Origin of the sequence: Micromonospora profundi, assembly GCF_011927785.1 — a bacterium.
Taxonomy (GTDB): Bacteria; Actinomycetota; Actinomycetes; order Mycobacteriales; family Micromonosporaceae; genus Micromonospora; species Micromonospora profundi.
Map to the genome: position 1 here is coordinate 4,775,290 of NZ_JAATJK010000001.1, position 20,710 is coordinate 4,795,999.

Below are 20,710 nucleotides of genomic sequence, written 5' to 3' on the forward strand. Positions count from 1 at the left end.
GCGGACCGCTAGGGTTTCTCAAGTGCCAGCCGATCCGATAGCGCCACCCGCCGTCACCGACGACGATCCCGGCGGTCGTGCGGTGCGCCGGCTGGTCGCGGTTGTGGCGCTGCTGGCCGTGCTGCCGGCGCTCTACCTGCCCGGCCTGGTGCACAACTTCTTCGACCTGAAGATCTACATGTCGGCGATGGACTGGTGGACGACGGGCCATCCGCTCTACGACTACGTCCAGCCGGACCGGGTGCAGGGCGCGCTGTACTTCACCTATCCGCCGTTCAGCGCATTGTTGCTGTGGCCGTTCGGTCTGCTGCGGCTCGGCGTCACCGTGACGATCTTCACGGTGTTCACAGTTCTGGCGGTGGTGCTGACCACGCGGTGGCTGGTGCTGCCGGTGATCGCCCGGCACGGCCTGCCACGGACGTTCACACTGGTCGTGGCTGTGCTGCTGGTGCTGGCCGTGGAGAGCACCCGCGAGACGATCACCTTCGGGCAGATCAACATGCTGCTCGTCGTGCTGATCCTGGGCGACCTGCTGTTCGCCGTTCCGCAGGCGCGGCGCTGGGCCGGGGTCGGGGTGGGGCTGGCGACGGCGCTCAAGCTCTTCCCGGGCATCTTCATCGTGTACCTGCTGGCCACCCGGAGGTGGCGGGCCGCAGTGGTGGCGAGCGCGACCGCGGCGGCGGCGACGCTGCTCGCGGCGGCCATCGCCCCGAGCGACTCGTGGCGGTTCTGGACCCAGGAGTTGTGGGACACCGAGCGCGTGGGCCGCACCGACTACGTCGGCAACCAGTCGCTGTTCGGCCTGCTCAGTCGGTTCACCGCGCCGGAGAAACCCGACCGGGTGCTGTGGCTGCTGCTGGTGGCCGTGGTGGTCGGCTACGGGCTGTGGCGGGCAGCCCGCGCCGCGCGCGCCGGTGACCTGCTGACGGGTCTGACCCTTACCGGGTTGGTGGGCGCCCTGGTCAGCCCGATCACCTGGACCCACCACATCTACTGGTTCGTGCCGGCGATGGTGCTGCTCGTCGACGTGGCGCTCAGCGCCGACCGGCCGGACGAGTCACGTCGGCGCTGGTGGTCGGCCGCGCTCGCGCTGGGCACCACCGCTGTGATCACCTACGGGGTGGTGACCTTCCAGAAATGGGGCACGGACCCGGTCCGCACCCATGATCCGGTGGATTTCGTCACGCAGAACAGCTACGTGCTGCTCTGCCTGCTCCTGCTGGCAGCCCTGCCGATCCGATCGAGCCGGATCACCGAAAAATCGCATCAAATGGACAGAGTTCCCCGGTAGCCACGATCACGGCTAATCTGGTCTCATCTACCTCAAGCGTCGCTCGGGTAGCACCGATCCCCCGGTGAGAGCGGCCCTCCGCGTCGGCAGCGCGGAGGGCCGCTCGCCGTTTCGTCCACCACCACCGGCTGGGCCGTCGGCTCCGCCGCCGCGGGTGGCCAGGCCAGGCTCAACGTCACCTCGGGCGGGCGGGGCTGCCCGGACGCCTCGTCCAGGTCGCCGAGCGTGGCCGGTCGGCGGGCGGGCTCGGCGCCGATGGCCGAGCGGGGTCGCTCCCCCGAGCCGACCGGAGCGAGCTGCCGCACCGCAGGCATCGGCGCCGCGGCCCCGGGATCCCGGACGCCGAGGCCGCTCAGCGAGGTGACCCCGAGCCGGCCGGCCAGCACCGGCACCTGGTCCGGTTCGACGACGAAGACCACCTCGCGGGGGCGCTGCGGTCGCAGCAGGAGCAGCACCGCGCCCACCACCAGCAGCACCCCGAGGGCGAGCAGACCCCACGTCGCCGGGCCGGTCCAGGTCGCCCGCAACTCCGCCCGCAGGTCCAGGGCGAGGTCGGCACCGCCGTCCGGGCGCATCACCACAAGACTCATCGGCTCACCGGCCAGGTCGCCGGCGGCCCACTCCAGCGAGCCGATCCCCTCGCGTACCCAGAAGGGGCGGCCCAACGGGCTGGCCGTCTCGGCGGCCGCCGGTGCGACGGACGGACCGGCCGGGTCCAGTCGGACCGGCAGCGGACCCCGGGCCAGCGCGACGCGGCGGACCGTGGCGTGCGGCACCGGCTCCAGCCAGCGACGCACCTCCGCCGTGGGTGCCAGGCCGATGAACGCCGGGCCGCCGGGGGTACGCGCGTCCACCCGCAGTCGGGTCTGGGCGGTACGGGCGAACGGCACCTCCTGCCGCAGCAGCCGGTCGAGGTCGCCGACGACGACGGCGTGCCCGGGTGTGCGGACCGTCTCGAACCGGGCCGTGAAGGCTCCGCCGGGATCGGCGTGCCGGGTCACCAGCCAGAGCCCACCACCGACGAGGAGCGCCGGAATCCCGATGACCAACAGCAGCACTCCGGCGATCCCCCGCACGAAACGCATTCGCACCGTCCCCCTCCGTAGCCAGATACCCGGCCGACCTTACCGACGTAGGCCGCCTGATCAGCGGATATCCACGGCACGGCCGGTTCCGGTCCGTCAGGAACGCGCTGGCCCGCCGGAAGGGAACTCCGGCGGGCCAGCGGGTGAGCGACGGGTCAGGACCGGGCAGCAGGCTCCCGGCGGGTCCGGACGAACGCCAGGCCGCCGAGCACCAGGCCGGCGAGGCCTGCGACGAGACCGGCGACGCCGAGGCCGATCGCGGCGCCCTCGCCCTCGTCGTCGTCATCGTCGGATGCGACGGCCGCCGCGGCGGGCGCGGCCGAAGCAGAGGCCGACGCTGACGCCGCCGGGGTGAGGGTGAGCACCGGCGCCGGGCTGTCCGGCTCCTCGCCGCCCGGCTGCGGCTCGTCGATCCACCGCGACACGTTGCCGTCCGAGTAGGTCTGGAGCGTCTTGAAGACCATCGACTCGACCTTGGGCAGCGGGCCCATCGAGACCGGGAACTCCTGGAACTGGCCGGGCTTCACCCCCGCATCACCGGTCGCCGTCCAAGTGATCTTGGAAACGGCCTCGGTGAGCTGGCTGCCGTGCACCTCGATCGGCGGGTCCACCTTGCGCTTCTCGGTCGCCACCGTCCAGCCGGGCACCGGCATCGTCGACACCGACCCGACCGGCGCGTTCTCCGGCAGCACGACCTCCAGCTTGGTGGTCGACGCGGTGTCGCTCTCGTTCGGCACCCGGAACGCCACCCGGGCGTAGCCGCCCTGGGTGGCGTCCTTCGGGTTCACAGTGACGTGGGCGGACGCCGACCCGGCGAAGCCGAACACGGCGGTGGCGGCGGCGGTGAGCGCCAGGGCGGCAGCGGCGGTTGCGGTACGCCGGAGACGGGTCATGGGCTTGGTGGACCTCTCTAACGGATGGGCACGGTGGCGGTCACCGTGGCCTGGTCGATGTCGGACGTACGGACGGTGATCTTCAGTTGCCAGTCGCCGGCGGCCGGCATGTTGATGTCGCCGTAGGCGTGGTTGTCCGTCAGCGGCAGCAGCGGGACCTCGATCGGCTCGACGCCCGCCGAAGGCAGCGCCGCGGTCGCCCGCCACTCCACAACCGGCTGCGGACGGTTGTCCTTGGTGTACGCGTACAGGTGCATCGAGTTGTTGCCCCGCTCGGCCGGGTCCAGCTCGACCTGGAGGGTGAACAGCGAGCTGGACAGCGTGGCCGTGAAGAACCCGGCCTGGGTGCCGGACGGCTCGGCGACGGCAGTACGGGCGGGCGTGGTCTGCACAAGGGTCGCCGACAGGCCCAGCACCACGACCGTCACTACCAGCTCCACCAGGACGGCCCGACGCACCGGCACCGGTCGCTGCGCCGCCGTGCGTCGGCGCACCAACTGCCGGGAGTACGCGGCCACGGCGATCACCACAGCGAACAGCCCGACCTTGGCCAGCAGCAGCCGCCCGTACGTGGTGGCGAACAGGGCCTCCAGGTTGCCGACCTCGATCAGCGCCTGGACGATGCCGCCCAGCAGCAGCGCCGAAACGGCGAGCGCCGCCCAGCGCGACCAGATCGGCAGGATTGCGCCCAACTCCCGCTCGTCGGCCTGCCGCAGCAGGAAGACGACGAGCATCAGCAGGCCGCCCAGCCAGACCGCCATGCTGCCCAGGTGCACAGCGTCGACCACCACGGAGACCGCCGGCGCCGGTGAGGCCGCCGCGTGCCCGGCCAGCGGCCAGGTCAACAGGGCTGCCCCGCCCAGCACCGCCAGGATGATCGCATCGGCCCGGCCGACCGGTCGGGCCAGCAGCGGCCGCAGCAGGAACGCCGACGCCGCGAGCAGACCGAGCCGCACCAGGTGAGCGGCACCGAATGTGCTGCCCAACACACTGGAGAACCCCTCACCGGTCACCTCGAACAGCCCACCGCCAGCGGTGTAGGGCACCTGCAACCACAGGTCGGCGACGGTGGCCACGGCGACCAGACCGAGACCGGTCCACGCCAGCCGCGACGGCCCCCGCCGGGACAGCCGGCTCGGCCACAGCGCGGCGAGCACCAGCACCGGCCCGACCAGCAGCACCAGACCGGCGTAGCCGAGGAACCGGGCCACCTTCACGGCGGTGCTCACCACCGGGTCGGCGCGGCTGTCGTCCCCGGCGTCGACAGGCGCCGCCGACGGCGCGCCCACCGAGTAGGTGAAGGCGCCGGAGACCGGGTGGCTGTCGGCGGAGATCACCCGGAAACTCACCAGGTAGGTGCCGCGCTCACCGCTCGGGTCCACCGGGATCGTCACCACACCGCCGTCGAAGGACGGCTCACCCCTGTCGGCCCGGGAGCCGTCCGGCGCGACGACCCGGATCTTGCCGGGAACCTTGCGGACCGCCTCGCTGAACGTGAGCACCACCTCGGCCGGCCCGCTGGGCACCACCGACGAGGCGGCCGGGCTGGTGCGGGACAGCACCGCGTGGGCGCTGGCCGGACTGGCGGGCACGATCAACAGGGTGACGACGGTGACCAGGAGGCCGGCGGCGGCAGTCAGCCGGGCGATCCAGCGGCGGGGGGCGACAGTCATGACGGTCATGGTCGCCGACGGACCGGGTGATCGGCGACCCGAGGCAGGCAGGTGGCTCAACTGTGCTCAGCCACCAGCGCCGCGCGTACGGAATCGCGTGTCATGCGCAGGTAGTCGGCGTCCGGAGGGAAAAAGTTCCCGACGTGTCGCAGACCATCCATGGGTCGAAGGACCCTGGCACTACGCCGGGTGCCGCGTAACCTGGTTTGTCGTGAGCCCCGTCGCGCGTGACTTCGGTGTCGGTCCGGCCGGTGACGTCGTCCGGGACGAGGCCACCGAGTGGGCGCTGACCGCCCGCCACGGCGACCCGGCGGCCCAGGCCGCGTTCGTCCGGCTGACCCAGGCCGAGGTCTGGCGCTTCGCCGCCGCCCTGGTGAGCCCGGACAGCGCCGACGACCTCACCCAGGAGACGTACCTGCGGGCATTCCGGGCCCTGCCGGCGTTCGAGGGTCGCTCCACCGCCCGCACCTGGCTGCTCGGCATCGCCCGGCGGGCCTGCGCCGACCACCTCCGCACCGTCGTCCGCCGCCGCCGGCTCGACGAACGCCTGGCCGGCAACGCGCACACCGACCACCCGCATCCGGACCCGGCCGGGCAACTCGGGGCCACCGACCTCGTGCGCCGGTTGAGCCCCGAGCGACGCGCGGCGTTCGTGCTCACCCAACTGCACGGCCTGTCGTACGCCGAGGCCGCCGCCGTCGAAGGTGTGCCAGTGGGCACCATCCGCTCCCGGGTCGCCCGGGCCCGAGACGAACTCGTCCAGGCGGTCGGCGACGCCCTCGCCGGCTGAGCCGGAACTTCCGGCGGAGACGGAACGACAAATGACCGTGACAGCACCCACCACCACCCCGGCCGACCGCTGGTCACTCGTGCGGCAGTGGCTCGGCCTCGCGGTCCGGCTCGGCCTCGCCGCAGTCTGGTTGGTGGCCGGCGCGTCGAAGGTCGGCGACCTGGCCGCCTCCGGCCGGGCCGTGAACGCCTACCAGGTGATGCCGTACGACGTGGCGACAGTGATCGGCGCCGCACTGCCCTTCGTCGAGCTGGCCCTGGGCGTGCTGCTGCTGCTCGGGCTGGCCACCCGGCTCAGCGCGACGATCTCCGCCGTGCTGCTGCTGGTCTTCATCGCGGGCATCGCGTCGGCGTGGTCGCGGGGTCTGGCCATCGACTGCGGCTGCTTCGGCAGCGGTGGGCAGCTCGCCGAGGGACAGGCACCCAGTTACCTCCCGGAGATCCTGCGGGACCTGGGATTCTTGGTACTGGCCGGATTTCTGCTGATCTGGCCGCGTACGCCCGTCTCGGTGGACGGGTGGCTGTCCGCCGAACCGGCCGTGGAGGACGAGGATGAGTAGTCGCAAGGGGCAGCGGGACGCGGCCCGTGTGGTCCGCCAGCAACTGGCCCGTGAGCGTCGACGTCGCCGCACCATCTGGGTCTCCGCCGCCGCCGTCGCGGTGCTGATCATCGCCGGCCTGATCGGCTGGGCAGCCTGGTCCAGCCAACGGTCCGACGACTTCACCACCCCGCCCGGCGCCAACGCCGACGGCACCGGCATCGTCACCGGCGGCGGCCCGGTGACCATCGACGTCTACGAGGACTTCCTCTGCCCGGCCTGCAACCAGTTCGAGCAGACCAGCGGGCCCACCCTGGAACAGTTGGCCGCCGAGAACAAGGCGAAGGTGGTCTACCACCCCGTCGCCTACCTCAACCGCTTCTCCACCACCGCGTACTCCACCCGCTCGTCGGCCGCCTCCGGCTGCGCCGCCGCCGGCGGCAAGTTCCACGAGTACGCCAAGGCGCTCTACGCCAAGCAGCCAGCGGAGGGCGGCGCCGGGCTCAGCGACGACGAACTGATCGACATCGGCACCTCCGTGGGCCTCGACCGGGCCTCGTTCGGCGACTGCGTCAAGGAGGGCACGTACAAGACGTGGACCGAGCACGTCACCGAGGAGGCCAGCCGCGACAACATCACCAGCACACCGACCATCCTGATCAACGGCCAGCCGCTCGCCGACCGCAGCCCGCAGGGCCTCACCGCAGCCGTGGCGGCGGCCGGCAAGTGATCCGTACCCTGCTGGCCCGCGCCGGCCTGGTCGCCACCGCCGCCTGCGCAGTGACCTTGCTGACGGCGGCGCCCGCCGCCGCGCACGGCGCGGACGCCCCGGACGGCAGCGACTACCGCACCCGCGTCACAGACGTCACGCCTGCCCGGCCCGGCCTGGAGGTACGGGTCATCGAGGCGGGCGCCCGACTGGAGCTGACAAACCGCACCGGCCGCCCGATCGAGGTGATCGGCTACTCCGGTGAGCCGTACCTGCGGGTCGGCCCCGACGGCGTCTACGAGAACACCCGCTCCCCCGCCACGTACCTCAACCGCACCCTCGCCGGGGACACCACCCTTCCCGCAGACGCGGACCCGGCCGCCCCGCCGTCCTGGCGCCGCGTCGACGGCGGCAGCACAGTGCGCTGGCACGACCAGCGGGCGCTCTGGCAGGAGTCGGCACCACCGGCCGCCGTACGCGCCGCGCCCGACCGCGAGCACCGCGTCCGGGACTGGACGATCCCGCTACGCGACGGCGCCGAGCCGGCGCGGATCAGCGGCACGCTGGACTGGGTGCCGCCGCCGGACGCGTACACCTGGTGGACGGTGACGATCGTGGGGGCGCTCGCGGTGGGGGCGCTCGGCCTGCTCGCCGCCGCCGCGCCGGCCGGCACGCGGGCTCTTGCCGCGCTGGGCGTGCTGCTGATCGTCGGCGGCACCGTCGCCGTGGTCTACCCGGTGGGGCGAGAACTGGACGCCGGCGCCCAGGGCGTGGGTGGCGTGCTCCTCGGGCTGCTGGGCGGGCAGTTGTGGTCGCTGCTCACCGGCCTCGGCGCGCTCGCCGCAGGCGCGTACGCGCTGGCCCGCCGCCCGGCCGCCGACTTCGCGGTGGCGCTTGCCGGAGCCTGCCTGGCCCTCTTTGCCGGGGTGGGCAACGCAGCGGTGTTCGCCCGGTCCGTCGCCCCGGTGCCCTGGCCGCCCGAGATCGCTCGCGTGCTGGTGGCAGTCGTGCTGGTCACAGGAGCCGGCGCGACCGCCGCCGGCGTCCTCCGCCTACACGCAGCCTCCCGGACCCCAACCCCAACCCGCACCTAGCGCCACGCCCGGCACCGCCCCGCCCGTGCCGCCCCCGCACCTCACCGCCCCGCGATCTTGCAGTTGCTGCCGCCGCATTCGCCGCGAAAGCCTCATACCGGCGACACAGAGTGCAAGATCGCGGGAGCGGGGTGGGGCGCGGGCGTGAGGGGTGGGAGTGAGGGGCGCTAGGGGCGCGGGGTGGGGGTGAAGCCGTGGGGGAGTTCCAGGCGGTGGCGGGCCAGCAGGGCCGGGTCGGTCAGCAGGTCCACGGTTGGGGCGTCGGCGACTATCCGGCCACCGTCCAGGATCACCGAGCGTTCGCACAGTTCCGCCGCGTAGGGCAGGTCGTGGGTGACCATCAGCAGGGTCACCGGGAGGCCCCGCAGGATCTCGGCCAGTTCCCGCCGGGCGGCCGGATCCAGGTTCGACGACGGCTCATCCAGCACCAGGATCTCCGGGTGCATGGCGAGCACTGTCGCCACCGCCACACGGCGGCGCTGCCCGAACGACAGGTGCTGCGGCGTCCGGTCCCGGTGCTCGCTCATCCCGACGGCCGCGAGCGCCTCGTCCACCCGGGCTGTCAACTCAGCCCCGCGCAGGCCCAGATTGGCCGGCCCGAACGCCACATCCTCCGCCACCGTCGGCAGGAAGAGCTGGTCGTCCGGGTCCTGGAAGACGATGCCCACCCGGCGGCGCACCTCGGACAGGGTGGCCCGGTCCGGAGTGACGGTCAGCCCGCCGACGCTCACGCTGCCCTGCGTCGGGGTGAGGATGCCGTTGAGGTGCAGCACCAACGTCGTCTTGCCGGCGCCGTTGGGTCCCAACAGCGCCACCCGATCGCCGCGCGGCACAGTCAGGTCCACGCCGTGCAGGGCCACATGCCCATCCGGGTACGCGTACCGGACGCCACGAACGTCCAGCGAGACAGCGGTCTGCACGACTCCGATCATGTCAGCACGACGGCGGCGGCGGCGATGGAGGCCGCCACCACCGGCACCGTCGCCGCGACAAGCCACTGGCCGGCGGTCGCCGCACCCTCGCCCTGCCACACGGCGGGCATCCGCCCCGTGTACCCCCGGGACAGCATCGCCAGGTAGACCCGCTCACCACGTTCGAACGCGCGCAGGAACAACGCCCCGATCCCGGCGGCGAACCCGCGCAACTGCCACAGGAAACGTGGGTCGTCACCCCGCGAGATGCGGGCCACCCGCATCCGCCGCGCCTCACCGACGAGCACGTCCAGGTAGCGCAGCATGAACGTGGCGATCTGCGTGAGCACCTGCGGACAGTGCAGCCGGTCCAACCCGACGATCAGGTCCCGGGTGGTGGTGGTCGCGGCCAGCAACAGCGAGACGAGGACACCCAAGGTGCCCTTGGCCAGGATGTTCCACGCCCCGTACAGCCCGTCCTCGGACAACCGCAGCCCCAGCACCTCGACCCGCTCGCCGGCACCGAGGAACGGCAGCGCCACGGCGAACAGCACGAACGGCAACTCGATCAACGCCCGGCTGAGCAGCCAGCCCGGACCCACCCGGGCCAGCGCCGCCACCACCACTACCAGCAGGGCGTACGCGCCGAACGCCCAGAACGCCTCGCGTGGGGTGGCCACAACGGCGATCGTGAAGACCACCATCGCCGCGATCTTGACCTCGGGCGGGAGCCGGTGCACAGGCGAGTCCGACTCGCGGTACAGCACGTGCCCGTGACCGGCGCCCATCCGCGTACCCCCTGATCAGCCGGCGGTGCCGGCGCGCTGCCGACCGTCGTCGGCTGCCGCGTCGTCTGTAGCCGACGCCGCGCCGGTGGCCGGCGTGGTGCCCGCAGCCGGCGTGTGGCCCGCGGGCTGCGCGGTGCCCCGGCGGCGCAGCAGCCAGAAGCCACCAGCGCCGATCGCGAACGTCACAAGCACCCCGAGCACCCCGGACAGGCCCGTCGAGACGAAGCTGTTCTCCACGCCCCGCACGCCGTAGTCGGCGAACGGGCTGTCGCCAAGCTCGTGGTCCCGGGCCTGCTGCGCCGGGCAGCTGCCGCCGACGATGTTGTCGTCGGCGTCGACGGTGCAGCCCTTGAGCAGGGAGGAGTCCAACCCGTCCGGATGCGACGAGGCGTAGTTGCTCACGACCCCGGCCAACAGCAGGGCGACCAGCAGGCCGCCGGCCAGAAACGCCCAAGTTCGGTTCTTCATCGAACACCTCCGACGACCGGGACGGTGGGGGCGACGGGGGTGCGCAACGAGCGCAGCGCGTAGACCAGGTCGGGCCGCACCTTCGCCACTGTCAGCACGGTGGTCGCGGTGATCAGGCCCTCGCCGATGCCGATCAGCAGGTGGACGCCGGCCATCGTGCCGGCCAGGCCGGCGAGGTTGCCGCCCAGATCGGTGGTGCCGCCCAGCCAGTACTGGAGGACGAAGCCCTGCGACGCCACCACCACGCTGACGAGCGCCGCGACGAACGCCGTCACGGCAAGGCCGGCGCGCGTCCGCGGCAGCACCCGCAGCAGCACCGAGATCAGCAGGTACGCCGCGGCGGTGCCGAGCAGCGCCATGTTCGTGATGTTGAGGCCGAGCATCGCCACGCCGCCGTCACCGAAGATCAATGCCTGTACGACGAGTACCACCGCCACACAGAGCGCACCGACCCACGGCCCGACAAGCATCGCGGCGAGCGCGCCACCGAGCAGGTGACCACTCACCCCGGCCGTGAAGATCGGAAAGTTGAGCATCTGCACGGCGAAGATGAACGCCGCCACCAGGCCCGCCATCGGGGCGAGCCGGTCGTCCAGATCCCGCCGACCGCGCAGGACGCAGACGGTGAGCGCGCCGAGCGCCAGCGCCGCGAAGATCGCTGCCACCGGACCGTCGATGATCCCGTTCGAGATGTGCATCGCCAGTGTTTCCACGCGACCTCCCACGCGTCAGCGGGCCCGATCCGGGCCGGCGTAGGTCAGCCTATTTCCCGGGACTTGCTGTTGCCATAGTTTGGCAACAATGGATGGCCCTCATCACCATCAGCGCCCGCGAGGCGGTGCTGACAACGACGCATCTCCCGGCGGTAGGGTCAGGCCATGACCGCGCCCGACCGCCTCTCCCCCGGTGACCCCGCGCCCGAGTTCACCCTCCCCACCGACACCGGCGACCAGCTCTCCCTTGCCGAGCTGCGCGGCCGCAATGTGGTCCTGTACGCCTACCCGGCCGCCATGACCCCCGGCTGCACCAAGCAGGCCTGCGACTTCCGCGATTCACTCGCCTCCCTCCAGGCCGCCGGCTACGAGGTGGTCGGCATCTCCCCCGACAAGCCGGCGAAGCTCGCGAAGTTCCGCGAGCGCGACGCCATCACCTTCCCGCTCGTGTCGGACGAGGACAAGGCAGTGCTCACCGCGTACGGGGCGTACGGCGAGAAGCAGCTGTACGGCAAGACCGTGACCGGGGTGATCCGCTCGACCTTCGTCATCGACGCCGACGGCAAGATCGAACGCGCGCTCTACAACGTCAAGGCCACCGGGCACGTCGCCAAGCTGCGCCGCGACCTCGGCCTGGACTGACCTGTCACACCGGGCCGCTACCGTGCGTCAGTGGTCCGATACAAGTACACGCCCGAGGCGCTCGCCGAGGCAGCCGCCGCCGCGCGCAACATCACGGAGGTGATGCGGCTGCTCGGCGTACGCGTCAGCGGCGGCTCGCACGCGCACATCAGCCGCCAGCTCAAGCGCTTCGGCATCGACACGTCGCACTTCACCGGCAACACGGGCCTGCGAGGCGTGCGGCGCACCACATCGTCACAGCTCCTGGTCGAGCTGCCCGAGGGCTCCCGCCGGACGCCGGGGACGCGATTGAAGTGGGCCCTGAGCACACTCGGCGTGCCCGAGGAGTGCGAAGAGTGCGGGACCGGGCCGGTCTGGCGGGGCGCGCCGCTGACCCTGCACGTCGACCACATCAACGGCGACTTCCTTGACAACCGGCCACCGAACCTGCGGCTGCTCTGTCCGAACTGTCACAGCCAGACCGCGACCTACGCCGGCCGGGGCAAACGAGCTGACGATCTCACCGTTCCCGTGCGCGCGGCGGCCGGTGGCGAGGATTCCTCCCCCGAGACGGCCGGTTCCCATCGTCGCCCGACGTCGCGGGCGGAACTCGTCGAGCTGTTCGCCCGGATCGACGCGCAGCAGATCACGGCCCTGGCAGCGGCCCAGCACCTAGGCTGTCACCCGGCGTCCCTGCACAAAATGCGGCGGGCACTTGAGCAGGAGGGCCTGCTGACACCGCGACTGAATCGCCGCTGGCGTTCGCTGGCACACCGCGACACGGTGATAGAACACGCGCTGGCGAATCCGGACGTCGGGCCGAAACGACTGTCGGAGATCCTCCGCGACCTGCCCGACGGACAATGCACGCTGAGTCACGGCTCGATCTCGGCCATCCTCAGAGAGGCTGGGCTCAACACCGTCGAAGCCAGACGCTTTAGAATCAGCACGTTGGCGGGAGTGGCGTAACGGCAGCCGCGCAGGTCTTAGGAACCTGTATCCGAAAGGATGTGGGGGTTCGAATCCCCTCTCCCGCACCATCTGCCAGCGCGTTCACGGGCTGCGCACGCTGTCGGCCGGGTCACAACCCCGGGCCGATCGTGCGACTGACCAGCCAGGATTGGCGCCGTGAGTCTGCGTTTCGTCCTCGACCCCGACCTGTCCCCACGGCTACGCGACGAGATCGTCGCCCTCTGGGTGGACGTCACAAACGCCGGTGGCGCGGTCGGCTTCGTGCCGCCGGTCACCGCCACCGACGTCCGTACGATCGCCGACCCGACCTTCGCCGGCATCGCCGACGGGCCGGACCGGCTGCTGGCCGGGTACGACGGCGACCGACTCGTGGCGGTGCTTGTCTTCTGCGACAACCGGTTCCCGCTCAAGGCGCACTGGTGCGTGCTGAAGCGGGTGATGGTCCACCCGGACACTCAGGGCACGGGCTACGGGTCGGCGCTGATGCGTGAGGCCGCGCGGCTGGGGCGGGAGTTGGGCCACGAGGCGCTGCACGTGACGGTGCGTGACGGACTGGGTCTGGACAGGTTCTACCGCCGTCTCGGTTACCGGGAGATCGGCCGGTTGCCGGGCGCGCTGCGGGTGGCGCCAGGAGACGACCGGGACGAGATCCTCATGTGGCTCGACCTGACCCCGACCGACTGACCGCTCAGCCACCCCGACCGTCAGTCGGTCAGCCACACCCCGCCCAGCCGACTGACCGCTCAGCCACACCAGCGGGCGGTGGGCCTTGTCGGGCGGGTGGAGGGCGTTCCGGCGACCGAGGCGTTCGCCTGCGCCACCTCCGCCGGCCGACGCGCGGGTGTCGGCGTGGCCGCTGGTCGGGTGGTGGCCGGGCGGGCCGACGCGGGCGGTCGCGCTGTCGCGCGCGCGGTGCCGGGCTCGTACATCCGCACGACGCTGGTCTGCACCTGGCCGGGTGTCATTCGGATGCCGGAGACGGTGACCTGGTGTCCGTACACGTCGCTGACCCGCACGCTGAACGGGCCGGGACCGGCACCGGAGGCCAGCAGCCAGTAGTTGTAGTCCTCCCGGGCGGTCGCCCGCCACGGGCCTGTCGTGCCCTGGCGCACCTCGACGGCGCGCAGCGGGTTGCCGTGGTTGCCGATCCGGATGGCGAACCAGAACCGCGACGCGCCTTCCTTGATCCGGAAGGTGAGCGGGCCGGGCAGCGGCGGGTTGACCACGGCACGGTAGGTGATCGGGACGAGGCCCTGGACCGGGTCGGCGATGCGGGCGAACGCCTCCCGGGAGAGGTCGAGGTGCCCGGTCTCGCACTCCGGGCACTGATCCATGATCAGGACGCGGACGGTGCCCTTCGGGCCGGTGACGTCGAGGAAGCCGCCGCAGGCGGCACCGGCGGCGTACTCGCTCGGGCCGAGCGCCACGTAGAGCCGGTTGGCTGGGGCGGCCGGGTTCGAGCAGTTGCCTCCCCCACCGTTGGAGTCGTAGAAGGTCGCTTTGCCGCTGTGGGTGGCGGTGCCGGTGGGTGGTGCGGCGGCGAGGGTCCGGCCGGCGGCGCAGGCGGGGGTGGAGCCGGAGCGCAGGGCGAGGGTGAGCCCGAGCGCCGCCGCGAGCACTGTGACGCCGGTGGCGACGAGCCAGGGCAGCGGGCCGGGCGTGGATGTCGGCGGGTTGTCCGGGGCACGGTCCAGGTCGAGTTCGATGTCGACGTCGGTGCTGCCGACGCCGCCGGGAGCGCTTCCGTCGGTCACGTCGGCGATGCTGCCGGACCCGCGGGCGGGCGAACAAGCCGGCTAAGCGAAAGCTAAGACAGCATCGACGGACGGTGACCGGCGCGTTCCTTCTGGAGGCCGGCGGTCAGCGTGGCCAGGCTCTGCAACTCGCCCGCCAGGCCCGGCCGGGTCCGCAGGACGTCTTCCAGGCGGGCCCGCCACAGCCCGGTCTCGACCGACGCGCGGGTGCCGTCGGGGTCGTGCCGGAGTTGGTCGCGGGTCCGTTCGAGCGACTCCTGGCAGGTCGGCCCGAGCAGGTCACCTACCTGAACGCTGAGCCAGTCGAACAGGTCTCCGTCGCGTGTCGCGCCGACGAGCACCCGGGCCGCTTCCCATGCCACCCGGGGCTGATGCAGGGCCACCATGGCGTCACCTCCAGATTCGACAATCATCGATCGGGGCCGCAGGCGCGGCAATACCTGGCCGGTCAGGGTTCGATGACGATGGGATCGCCGACGTGCAGGGGGCCGCTGTCGACAGGCACCAGGTGCAGTCCGAAGAGGAGCTTCTGCCTGATGTTGCGGTGGCGGCCGAGGGTGCGCAGGGGTTCCTTCGTGCGTACCCCGGTTTCCTGGTCTGTGGTGGTGACCACGCAGCGGTCGCACGGCCCGGCGGCGCGCAACAGCAGGTCACCGATGCGCAGCGATCGGCCGGCCCAGTCGTCCTCGGCCCACGCCGGCGCTCCGTCGACCACCAGGTTGGGCCGGAACCGGGCCATTGGCACCGCCTGCTCGCCGGCCTCGGCGAGCCATCCGTTGAGGGCGTCGAGGGAGGCGGAGTTGGCAAGCAGCAGCGGGTAGGCGTCGGCGAAGCTGACCTGGTCGCCGGTGTCGTGGTCGCGTTCGTCGACGGCGAGGTGCCGGGCCGGTCGGGCCAGCCAGACGAGCCGGACGGGCCGGTGGAGCAGTTCGCCGAGCCAGGCGTCGGCCGCCGGGCCGGCGGGTAGCGCGGGCACCGGGATCTTGCGGTGACGGAAGGTGCGGACCGGTACCGGGTCGCCGCCTGTCGGCTCTGGCACGTCGAGGTCGGGCTGCCCGTCGGCGCGCAGCGTCAGGCCGCCTGGGCGCACTGTGGCGCGCAGGCCGACCAGCCGGGTGGTCTCTCGTTGGGTGACGCCGACGCCGGCGGCGTCGACCACCATCCAGCGCCGGTCGCCGGCCAGGCCCCAGGGCTGCACGAGCGCGCCGTCGTGGTCGAGGCGGTGACAGCCCTTGACGGGGTACGTGTGGATCGAGGTCAACCGCACCCGGCTACCATGCCACGCCGATGCCGTCGCCGGGGTACCAGTGGTTGGCGGGGCTCTCCCGGTAGGCGAGGAACCGGCGGCCGGTGCGTTCGGCGTGCTCGGCGAGCACATTGGTGCTTGTGACGTTGTCGGTGAGCAGGATCGCGCCGGGTGCGAGCTTCGGTTCGATCGCGTCGAACTCGCGCTTCTCGTGGGCGCGGCTGTGGTCGCTGTCGTGCAGGAACAGGTCGACGGGGCGGTCCAGCGCGCCGATCGAGGCGATCGAGTCGCCGATGACCAGGTCGACGACGTCGGACCAGGGTTCGCTGCGGGCCAGGTAGCCAGCTTCGGGGTTGATGTCCAGCGAGGTGACGCGGCCCGGGTGGCCCTCCTGGGCGTTGCGCAGCAGGGCGGCGGCCAGCACGCAGGTGCCGAGTCCCTTGTCGACGCCCGTCTCGACGATGTGCGTGGGGCGGGTGGCTCGGACGATGGCGTACCAGCCGATCCGGCGGGCGTAGCGGACCTGCCGGTCGGCCAGGCCGCGTCGGGCGGCGCCCGCGGTGGTCCGCTCGATGTGCTGACGCAGCACCTGATCGGACTCGATCTCGCCGAGCCATTCGCGGACCTGAGTGACCGGTCGGTCACAGACCACGCTCACGAACCAGGCCAGGTGGTTGCGGCTCAGCTTGGTCAACTCGTACGTGTAGTTGTGATGTTCACGGGAGGTGACAAGCCACCGGGCCGAGACGCGCAGCACCTTGGCGTCGTGGCGGGCGACACGGGCGAGCCGCTTGGGGAACGCGGCGACCGGGGCGAGGGGCGTGCGGGCGATGGCCCGTCGGAGCTTCGTTGCGTCCACGGCTGGTTCATACCAGGTTCGCGCCACCGTGTGTCGGAAAACTATTCAGTCGTCATGCGGACCGCGCTGGCAGTGACAGGGGTACCAGGTCGTAACGCGAAATCAGTAGCATCGCGCCTATGCAGTATCGCCAGGAGTACGCGGAGCCCGAGACGGAGTTCATCGCGGCGCAGTCACCATCGGAACCCACGACGGAGGCGCCGCCGAAGCGCCGTCGCCGGTGGCGGAAGGTCGTTCTGATCACCTTCGTGGTCCTGGCGTTGCTCGCCGGCAGCGGCATGGTCGCCGGAGGGCTCTACTTCCGTTCCATCAATTCGGGGATCGAGCGCGTCGACGCGTTCGGCAACGTGCCCGAGGCCGAACGACCGCAGGTGGCCGAGAAGGCCAAGGGCGCGATGAACATCCTCATCCTCGGCAGTGACACGCGTGACCCGGAGAACACCGGCGGTTCCCGCACCGACACCATCATCCTCGCGCACCTGCCGAAAGACCGGTCCAGCGCGCAGCTCATCTCGATTCCCCGGGACACGTGGGTGCCGGTGCCGCGCTCGAAGGAGGGCCGGGGCGGTCGGGACGCGAAGATCAACGCATCGTTCGCGTGGGGTGGCATTCCGTTGATGGTGCAGACGGTGGAGAAGTTCACAGGCGTACGCATCGACCACGTGACGATGGTGGACTTCGCCGGTTTCAAGGAGATCGTCGACGCGCTCGGTGGCATCGACATCACTGTGGAGAAGGGGTTCACCTCGACGCACTCGCTGAACCCGGACAGCCGACGGACGTTCAAGGCCGGCACCCAGACGTTCGACGGCGCGGCCGCGCTCGACTACGCCCGCGAGCGGTACGCCTTCGCGGACGGCGACTTCAGCCGGATCAAGCACCAGCAGCAGGTCATCAAGGCGATCCTCGACAAGGCGGCCTCCGGTGGCACCTTGGCCAACCCCGGGAAGTTGAACTCGTTCGTCCGGGCCACCGCCAACGCCGTCGCGGTGGACGAGTCGATGTCGCTGGTGGATCTGGCGATGGAGTTGCGGCACCTGCGCAGCGGCCAGCTCGGCTTCTACACCTGCCCCACAAAGGGCACCGGCATGATGGGCACCGAGAGCGTGGTGCTCGCCGATGTCGCGAAGGCCCGCACGCTGTTCGACGCGGTACGACGCGACTCGGTCGACGAGATCACCGCAAACCAGCCCAGCTCCTGACCGACAGGGCGCAGTTGGATTCATCCAAACGGCCCTGTTGACTGATGCGATGTGGTCATATTCTGCCTTCGCCCCGGCAGACATTCGTGTCGCCGTGGCACCACGGGGAGGGACACACATTGATGTCGAGCGAATCGACATCGACAAAGCTCGCTGAGAACGCGCCTGAACGCGCGCTCTCGGCGGACCACGTCGACAAACATCAGGGCCCGACGGCCGTCGACCAGAAACCGGATCTCGATACCACAACGGTCCTGCCGTACGCCAGTTCGCGTACGTCGAAACGCACGAACCCGCTGCGCGCGTGGATGCTCGCCGTACCGGTCGATCTGGCCGCTCTCCTGGCGCCGCTGCTGGTCAACGACCAACGCTACTGGCGCGGCACCCTGGCCATGGCCTGCGTGACCGTGGTGATCTTCGCGGTTGGCGGCCTGTACCGGCCACGGCGGCATCTGAGCATCCTCGACGAGCTGCCGAGCCTGAGCGGGCGCCTGCTGGCCTCCGCCTCCATCATCGCGATCATCGCCGCGACCCGGCACGACTCCGCCACGTACCTGGCGGGCTTCATGCACGGCGTCGCACTATCCGTCGTGCTCGTCATCCTGGGTCGGGCACTGACCCGGACCCTCGTCATGACGGCCCGGCGACGGCGCTGGGTGGAGCACAACGCGATAGTGATCGGAGGTGGGCCGATCGGAGTCGAACTGGCCCGCCTGCTACGCCGTTACCCCCAGTACGGGCTCCGCTACGTTGGCTGTGTCGACACAGTGCCGCGTGGCGCCGGGATCCAGCTCGCCGGCAGCCTCGACGACCTGGAGTACCTGGTCCGTCTCCAGCGCTGCGACGTGCTGATCCTCGCGGACCCGGCCAGCTCCGAGTCGACGGTGATGGAGGTGCTCCGCCGGCCGCTCAGCGCAGCCTGCGACCTGTGGGCCGTTCCCCGGTTGTGGGGCTCCCGCTCGGCAGCGGGTAACCCGGACCACATCGGCGCCATCCCGATCGTGAAGATCGGCGACACCACGCTCTCCGGCCCGCGGTGGGCGCTCAAGCGCGCGTTCGACGTGGCCTTCGCGTCGCTGTCCCTGGTGGTGCTCAGCCCGGTGATGCTGCTCTGCGCCATCGCCGTGCTGCTGGAGAGCGGCGGCCGCGGCGGCATCTTCTTCCACCAGGAGCGGATCGGCAGGCACGGCAATCCCTTCCAGGTCATCAAGTTCCGGTCGATGCGCCCGGTCAACGAGCACGAGTCGCAGACGAACTGGTCGATCGCCCACGACAAGCGGGTCGGCCCGGTGGGGCGGCTGCTGCGACGTACCTCCCTGGACGAGCTTCCCCAGTTGTGGAACATCGTGCGCGGTGACATGAGCGTGGTGGGTCCGCGGCCGGAACGTCCGTACTTTGTGGAGAAGTTCTCGGCGGAATACCCGACGTACGCGATGCGGCACCGGGTGCCCGTGGGTCTCACCGGGCTCGCGCAGGTCAGCGGCCTGCGCGGGGACACGCCGATCTCCGACCGCGCCCGGTTCGACAACTACTACATCGAGAACTGGTCGCCCTGGCTGGACGTCAAGGTGCTGCTACGGACCGTGGCGGAGGTGTTCCGGGCCGGCGGTCGCTGACGAGCGGAACCCCGCCCGGCCGCAGCACCGGCTTCGGACGCGACGGCGTGGCGTGGGATCATCGTCCGTCCACGGTGTCACGGGGAGGGAACGGACTCATGGCCCACGAGGACAGCGCGGACCGACCGGGTGGTCGGGCTGTCAGCCGTCGCTCGGCGTTGTTCCGGGGCGGTGCTGTCGCTGCGGGCGTGGGCACTGCGGCTCTGGGCGGTGCGGCGGCCGCCAACGGGCTCTCGTCCCTGGGTGACGGCCGGGTGGTGAACGTCCGCGACCACGGTGCGACGGGCGACGGCGCTGCCGACGACACCGACGCGCTCCAGGCTGCGATCGACGCCGTACGCCCCACCGGTGGGATCGTGTTCCTGCCGCCCGGCGTCTACCTGACGCGGCGTCTGACACTGCGATCCCGGGTGCACCTGCGCGGCTCCGGCGGCGATGCGACAGTCCTGCGGCTGCGGGCGGGCGCGAACTCGGCGATCCTCGAGTCGGAGGGCTTCGCCCGTCTGACGGGCACCCGCTCCGACGCGGGCATCACCCTGTTCAGCATCCGCGACCTCACCCTCGACGGCAACAAGGAGCAGAACCCTGCCGGCGGCTACGGGCTGCGGGTGTACGGGTACGGCTACGAGATCACCGAGGTGATCATCTTCAACTGCCGCAACGACGGCATCTTCAGCGAGTGGGGTCCGACCGCAGCTCTGGCCGCGCCCTCGCACCAGATGGAGGCCCGGCTCACCGCCGTACGGGCACACGACAACGACGGGCACGGCATCGCCTTCCAGGGCCCGCACGACTCGATGTTCCTCAACTGCGTGGCCTTCGAGAACGCGGGCGCGGGGTTCCGGGTCGCCGGCGACTCGACGGGTACGCAGATGGTGAACTGCCACGCGTGGGGCATCCGGCAGGACGTGGCGTTCGACCTCGCGGCAACGAGCGTCGGCTGCGTCAACTGCTACGCCGACCTGAACGGCGGTGTGGGCGTACGCATCTCGCGCAGCGACTGCCGCTGGGTGGGCGGGTTCGTCCTGGGCTACAACGAGTCGCACCCGAACCCGGAGATCGGCGTGCAGTTCGCGCCCGGAACGCAGCCGGACGAGCCGTCCGGATGCGTCGTCGACAGCAGGGTCGTCAACTGTGGGACCGCCGCCGTCGACTTCGGCGCCGACCGTGGCCTGTCAAACGTCCGGGTCAGCATGTTCCAGCCGGGTGCCCTCGCGGACGGCGGCGGCCGCATCGCGGGCACCGGTCGCGGCTGGATCGGCAACCCGGCGTCGTCGACCCAGGTGGAGATCGTGCAGGGGCTCGGCGACGCCGACCGCAACCTCGTCGTACGTCCCGCGTTCGACCTGCGGTCGCAGCCCACCCCCGACCGTCCGTCGGGTGGGAGCGTGCGTGTCTTCGCCCGCGAGGTCAACGGCCGGACCCAACTGTGCGCGATCTTTCCGAGCGGCGCCGTCCAGGTCATGGCCACCGAACCCTGACCGTAC

General features: G+C 71.3%; 22 protein-coding genes and 1 tRNA gene. 12 read left to right on the top strand and 11 right to left on the bottom strand.

Going from position 1 to position 20,710, the window contains the following annotated elements; all coding sequences use genetic code 11:
* Window positions 1-22 precede the first annotated feature (22 nt).
* Complete coding sequence (locus F4558_RS20910) at window positions 23-1,291, top strand: glycosyltransferase family 87 protein (RefSeq protein WP_053655551.1); 1,269 nt, start codon at window positions 23-25, stop codon at window positions 1,289-1,291.
* Between the two features lie 32 nt (window positions 1,292-1,323).
* On the opposite strand, the gene F4558_RS32370 is transcribed toward F4558_RS20910, so the two are convergent.
* From F4558_RS32370 to F4558_RS20925, 3 genes are all read right to left on the bottom strand, one after another.
* The gene (locus F4558_RS32370; RefSeq protein WP_369814796.1) at window positions 1,324-2,376 is read right to left on the bottom strand and encodes a hypothetical protein; all 1,053 of its coding nucleotides are present in this window, start codon (window positions 2,374-2,376) and stop codon (window positions 1,324-1,326) included.
* Between the two features lie 155 nt (window positions 2,377-2,531).
* Window positions 2,532-3,269, bottom strand: a complete 738-nt coding sequence (locus F4558_RS20920) for a YcnI family copper-binding membrane protein (RefSeq protein ID WP_167945647.1) — start codon at window positions 3,267-3,269, stop codon at window positions 2,532-2,534.
* Between the two features lie 17 nt (window positions 3,270-3,286).
* Window positions 3,287-4,951 carry a copper resistance CopC/CopD family protein gene (locus tag F4558_RS20925; protein ID WP_167945649.1) on the bottom strand — a complete coding sequence of 555 codons (1,665 nt, stop codon included), beginning with the start codon at window positions 4,949-4,951 and terminating at the stop codon, window positions 3,287-3,289.
* Window positions 4,952-5,153: 202 nt separating this feature from the next.
* Here F4558_RS20925 and F4558_RS20930 point away from each other — a divergent pair, with 202 nt between their 5' ends.
* The 4 genes from F4558_RS20930 to F4558_RS20945 are packed head-to-tail and all read left to right on the top strand — an operon-like array spanning window position 5,154 to window position 8,073.
* Window positions 5,154-5,732: a sigma-70 family RNA polymerase sigma factor gene (locus F4558_RS20930; protein ID WP_053655554.1), complete on the top strand. Its 579-nt coding sequence runs from the start codon at window positions 5,154-5,156 to the stop codon at window positions 5,730-5,732.
* Between the two features lie 31 nt (window positions 5,733-5,763).
* Window positions 5,764-6,291 carry a MauE/DoxX family redox-associated membrane protein gene (locus tag F4558_RS20935; protein WP_167945651.1) on the top strand — a complete coding sequence of 176 codons (528 nt, stop codon included), beginning with the start codon at window positions 5,764-5,766 and terminating at the stop codon, window positions 6,289-6,291.
* Window positions 6,284-7,000 carry a DsbA family protein gene (locus F4558_RS20940; protein WP_053655556.1) on the top strand — a complete coding sequence of 239 codons (717 nt, stop codon included), beginning with the start codon at window positions 6,284-6,286 and terminating at the stop codon, window positions 6,998-7,000. Before F4558_RS20935 ends, F4558_RS20940 begins: the two co-directional genes overlap by 8 nt.
* Complete coding sequence (locus F4558_RS20945; protein ID WP_167945653.1) at window positions 6,997-8,073, top strand: hypothetical protein; 1,077 nt, start codon at window positions 6,997-6,999, stop codon at window positions 8,071-8,073. Before F4558_RS20940 ends, F4558_RS20945 begins: the two co-directional genes overlap by 4 nt.
* Window positions 8,074-8,240: 167 nt before the next feature.
* Here F4558_RS20945 and F4558_RS20950 read toward each other — a convergent pair whose 3' ends face one another.
* The 4 genes from F4558_RS20950 to F4558_RS20965 are packed head-to-tail and all read right to left on the bottom strand — an operon-like array spanning window position 8,241 to window position 10,953.
* Complete coding sequence (locus F4558_RS20950; protein ID WP_167945655.1) at window positions 8,241-9,005, bottom strand: energy-coupling factor ABC transporter ATP-binding protein; 765 nt, start codon at window positions 9,003-9,005, stop codon at window positions 8,241-8,243.
* Entirely contained in the window at window positions 9,002-9,772 is a 771-nt protein-coding gene (gene cbiQ, locus F4558_RS20955; RefSeq protein WP_053655559.1) for a cobalt ECF transporter T component CbiQ, read from the bottom strand. The genes F4558_RS20950 and cbiQ overlap by 4 nt, the downstream gene beginning before the upstream one ends.
* Before the next feature lie 15 nt (window positions 9,773-9,787).
* Window positions 9,788-10,240 carry a PDGLE domain-containing protein gene (locus F4558_RS20960; RefSeq protein WP_167945657.1) on the bottom strand — a complete coding sequence of 151 codons (453 nt, stop codon included), beginning with the start codon at window positions 10,238-10,240 and terminating at the stop codon, window positions 9,788-9,790.
* Entirely contained in the window at window positions 10,237-10,953 is a 717-nt protein-coding gene (locus F4558_RS20965) for an energy-coupling factor ABC transporter permease (protein WP_053655561.1), read from the bottom strand. The genes F4558_RS20960 and F4558_RS20965 overlap by 4 nt, the downstream gene beginning before the upstream one ends.
* A 165-nt stretch (window positions 10,954-11,118) precedes the next feature.
* Between F4558_RS20965 and bcp the strand changes: the two genes are divergently transcribed.
* From bcp to F4558_RS20985, 4 genes are all read left to right on the top strand, one after another.
* Entirely contained in the window at window positions 11,119-11,595 is a 477-nt protein-coding gene (bcp, locus tag F4558_RS20970) for a thioredoxin-dependent thiol peroxidase (RefSeq protein WP_167945658.1), read from the top strand.
* A 30-nt stretch (window positions 11,596-11,625) separates the two neighbouring features.
* Window positions 11,626-12,543, top strand: a complete 918-nt coding sequence (locus tag F4558_RS20975; protein WP_167945660.1) for an HNH endonuclease signature motif containing protein — start codon at window positions 11,626-11,628, stop codon at window positions 12,541-12,543.
* A tRNA-Leu gene (locus tag F4558_RS20980) sits at window positions 12,529-12,614 on the top strand. The genes F4558_RS20975 and F4558_RS20980 overlap by 15 nt, the downstream gene beginning before the upstream one ends.
* A gap of 88 nt (window positions 12,615-12,702) precedes the next feature.
* A complete protein-coding gene (locus F4558_RS20985; RefSeq protein ID WP_167945662.1) occupies window positions 12,703-13,230 on the top strand; it encodes a GNAT family N-acetyltransferase in 528 nt (175 codons plus the stop codon).
* Between the two features lie 59 nt (window positions 13,231-13,289).
* Here F4558_RS20985 and F4558_RS20990 read toward each other — a convergent pair whose 3' ends face one another.
* The 4 genes from F4558_RS20990 to F4558_RS21005 form a co-directional block, all read right to left on the bottom strand.
* Window positions 13,290-14,300, bottom strand: coding sequence for an expansin EXLX1 family cellulose-binding protein (locus tag F4558_RS20990; RefSeq protein ID WP_312877380.1), 1,011 nt, complete (start codon window positions 14,298-14,300; stop codon window positions 13,290-13,292).
* Window positions 14,301-14,353: 53 nt separating this feature from the next.
* Window positions 14,354-14,686 carry a hypothetical protein gene (locus F4558_RS20995; protein WP_053655565.1) on the bottom strand — a complete coding sequence of 111 codons (333 nt, stop codon included), beginning with the start codon at window positions 14,684-14,686 and terminating at the stop codon, window positions 14,354-14,356.
* A gap of 62 nt (window positions 14,687-14,748) precedes the next feature.
* Entirely contained in the window at window positions 14,749-15,567 is an 819-nt protein-coding gene (locus F4558_RS21000) for an MOSC domain-containing protein (protein ID WP_167945664.1), read from the bottom strand.
* A 4-nt stretch (window positions 15,568-15,571) separates the two neighbouring features.
* Window positions 15,572-16,405 carry a class I SAM-dependent methyltransferase gene (locus F4558_RS21005; protein WP_053655566.1) on the bottom strand — a complete coding sequence of 278 codons (834 nt, stop codon included), beginning with the start codon at window positions 16,403-16,405 and terminating at the stop codon, window positions 15,572-15,574.
* 119 nt (window positions 16,406-16,524) lie between these two features.
* Between F4558_RS21005 and F4558_RS21010 the strand changes: the two genes are divergently transcribed.
* The 3 genes from F4558_RS21010 (at window position 16,525) to F4558_RS21020 (ending at window position 20,704) form a co-directional block, all read left to right on the top strand.
* Window positions 16,525-17,607, top strand: a complete 1,083-nt coding sequence (locus F4558_RS21010) for an LCP family protein (RefSeq protein ID WP_082377449.1) — start codon at window positions 16,525-16,527, stop codon at window positions 17,605-17,607.
* A gap of 122 nt (window positions 17,608-17,729) precedes the next feature.
* On the top strand, window positions 17,730-19,223 hold the full coding sequence (locus F4558_RS21015) for a sugar transferase (protein WP_082377450.1): 1,494 nt from the start codon (window positions 17,730-17,732) through the stop codon (window positions 19,221-19,223).
* A gap of 98 nt (window positions 19,224-19,321) precedes the next feature.
* A complete protein-coding gene (locus F4558_RS21020) occupies window positions 19,322-20,704 on the top strand; it encodes a glycosyl hydrolase family 28-related protein (RefSeq protein WP_053655567.1) in 1,383 nt (460 codons plus the stop codon).
* Window positions 20,705-20,710: the final 6 nt, after the last annotated feature.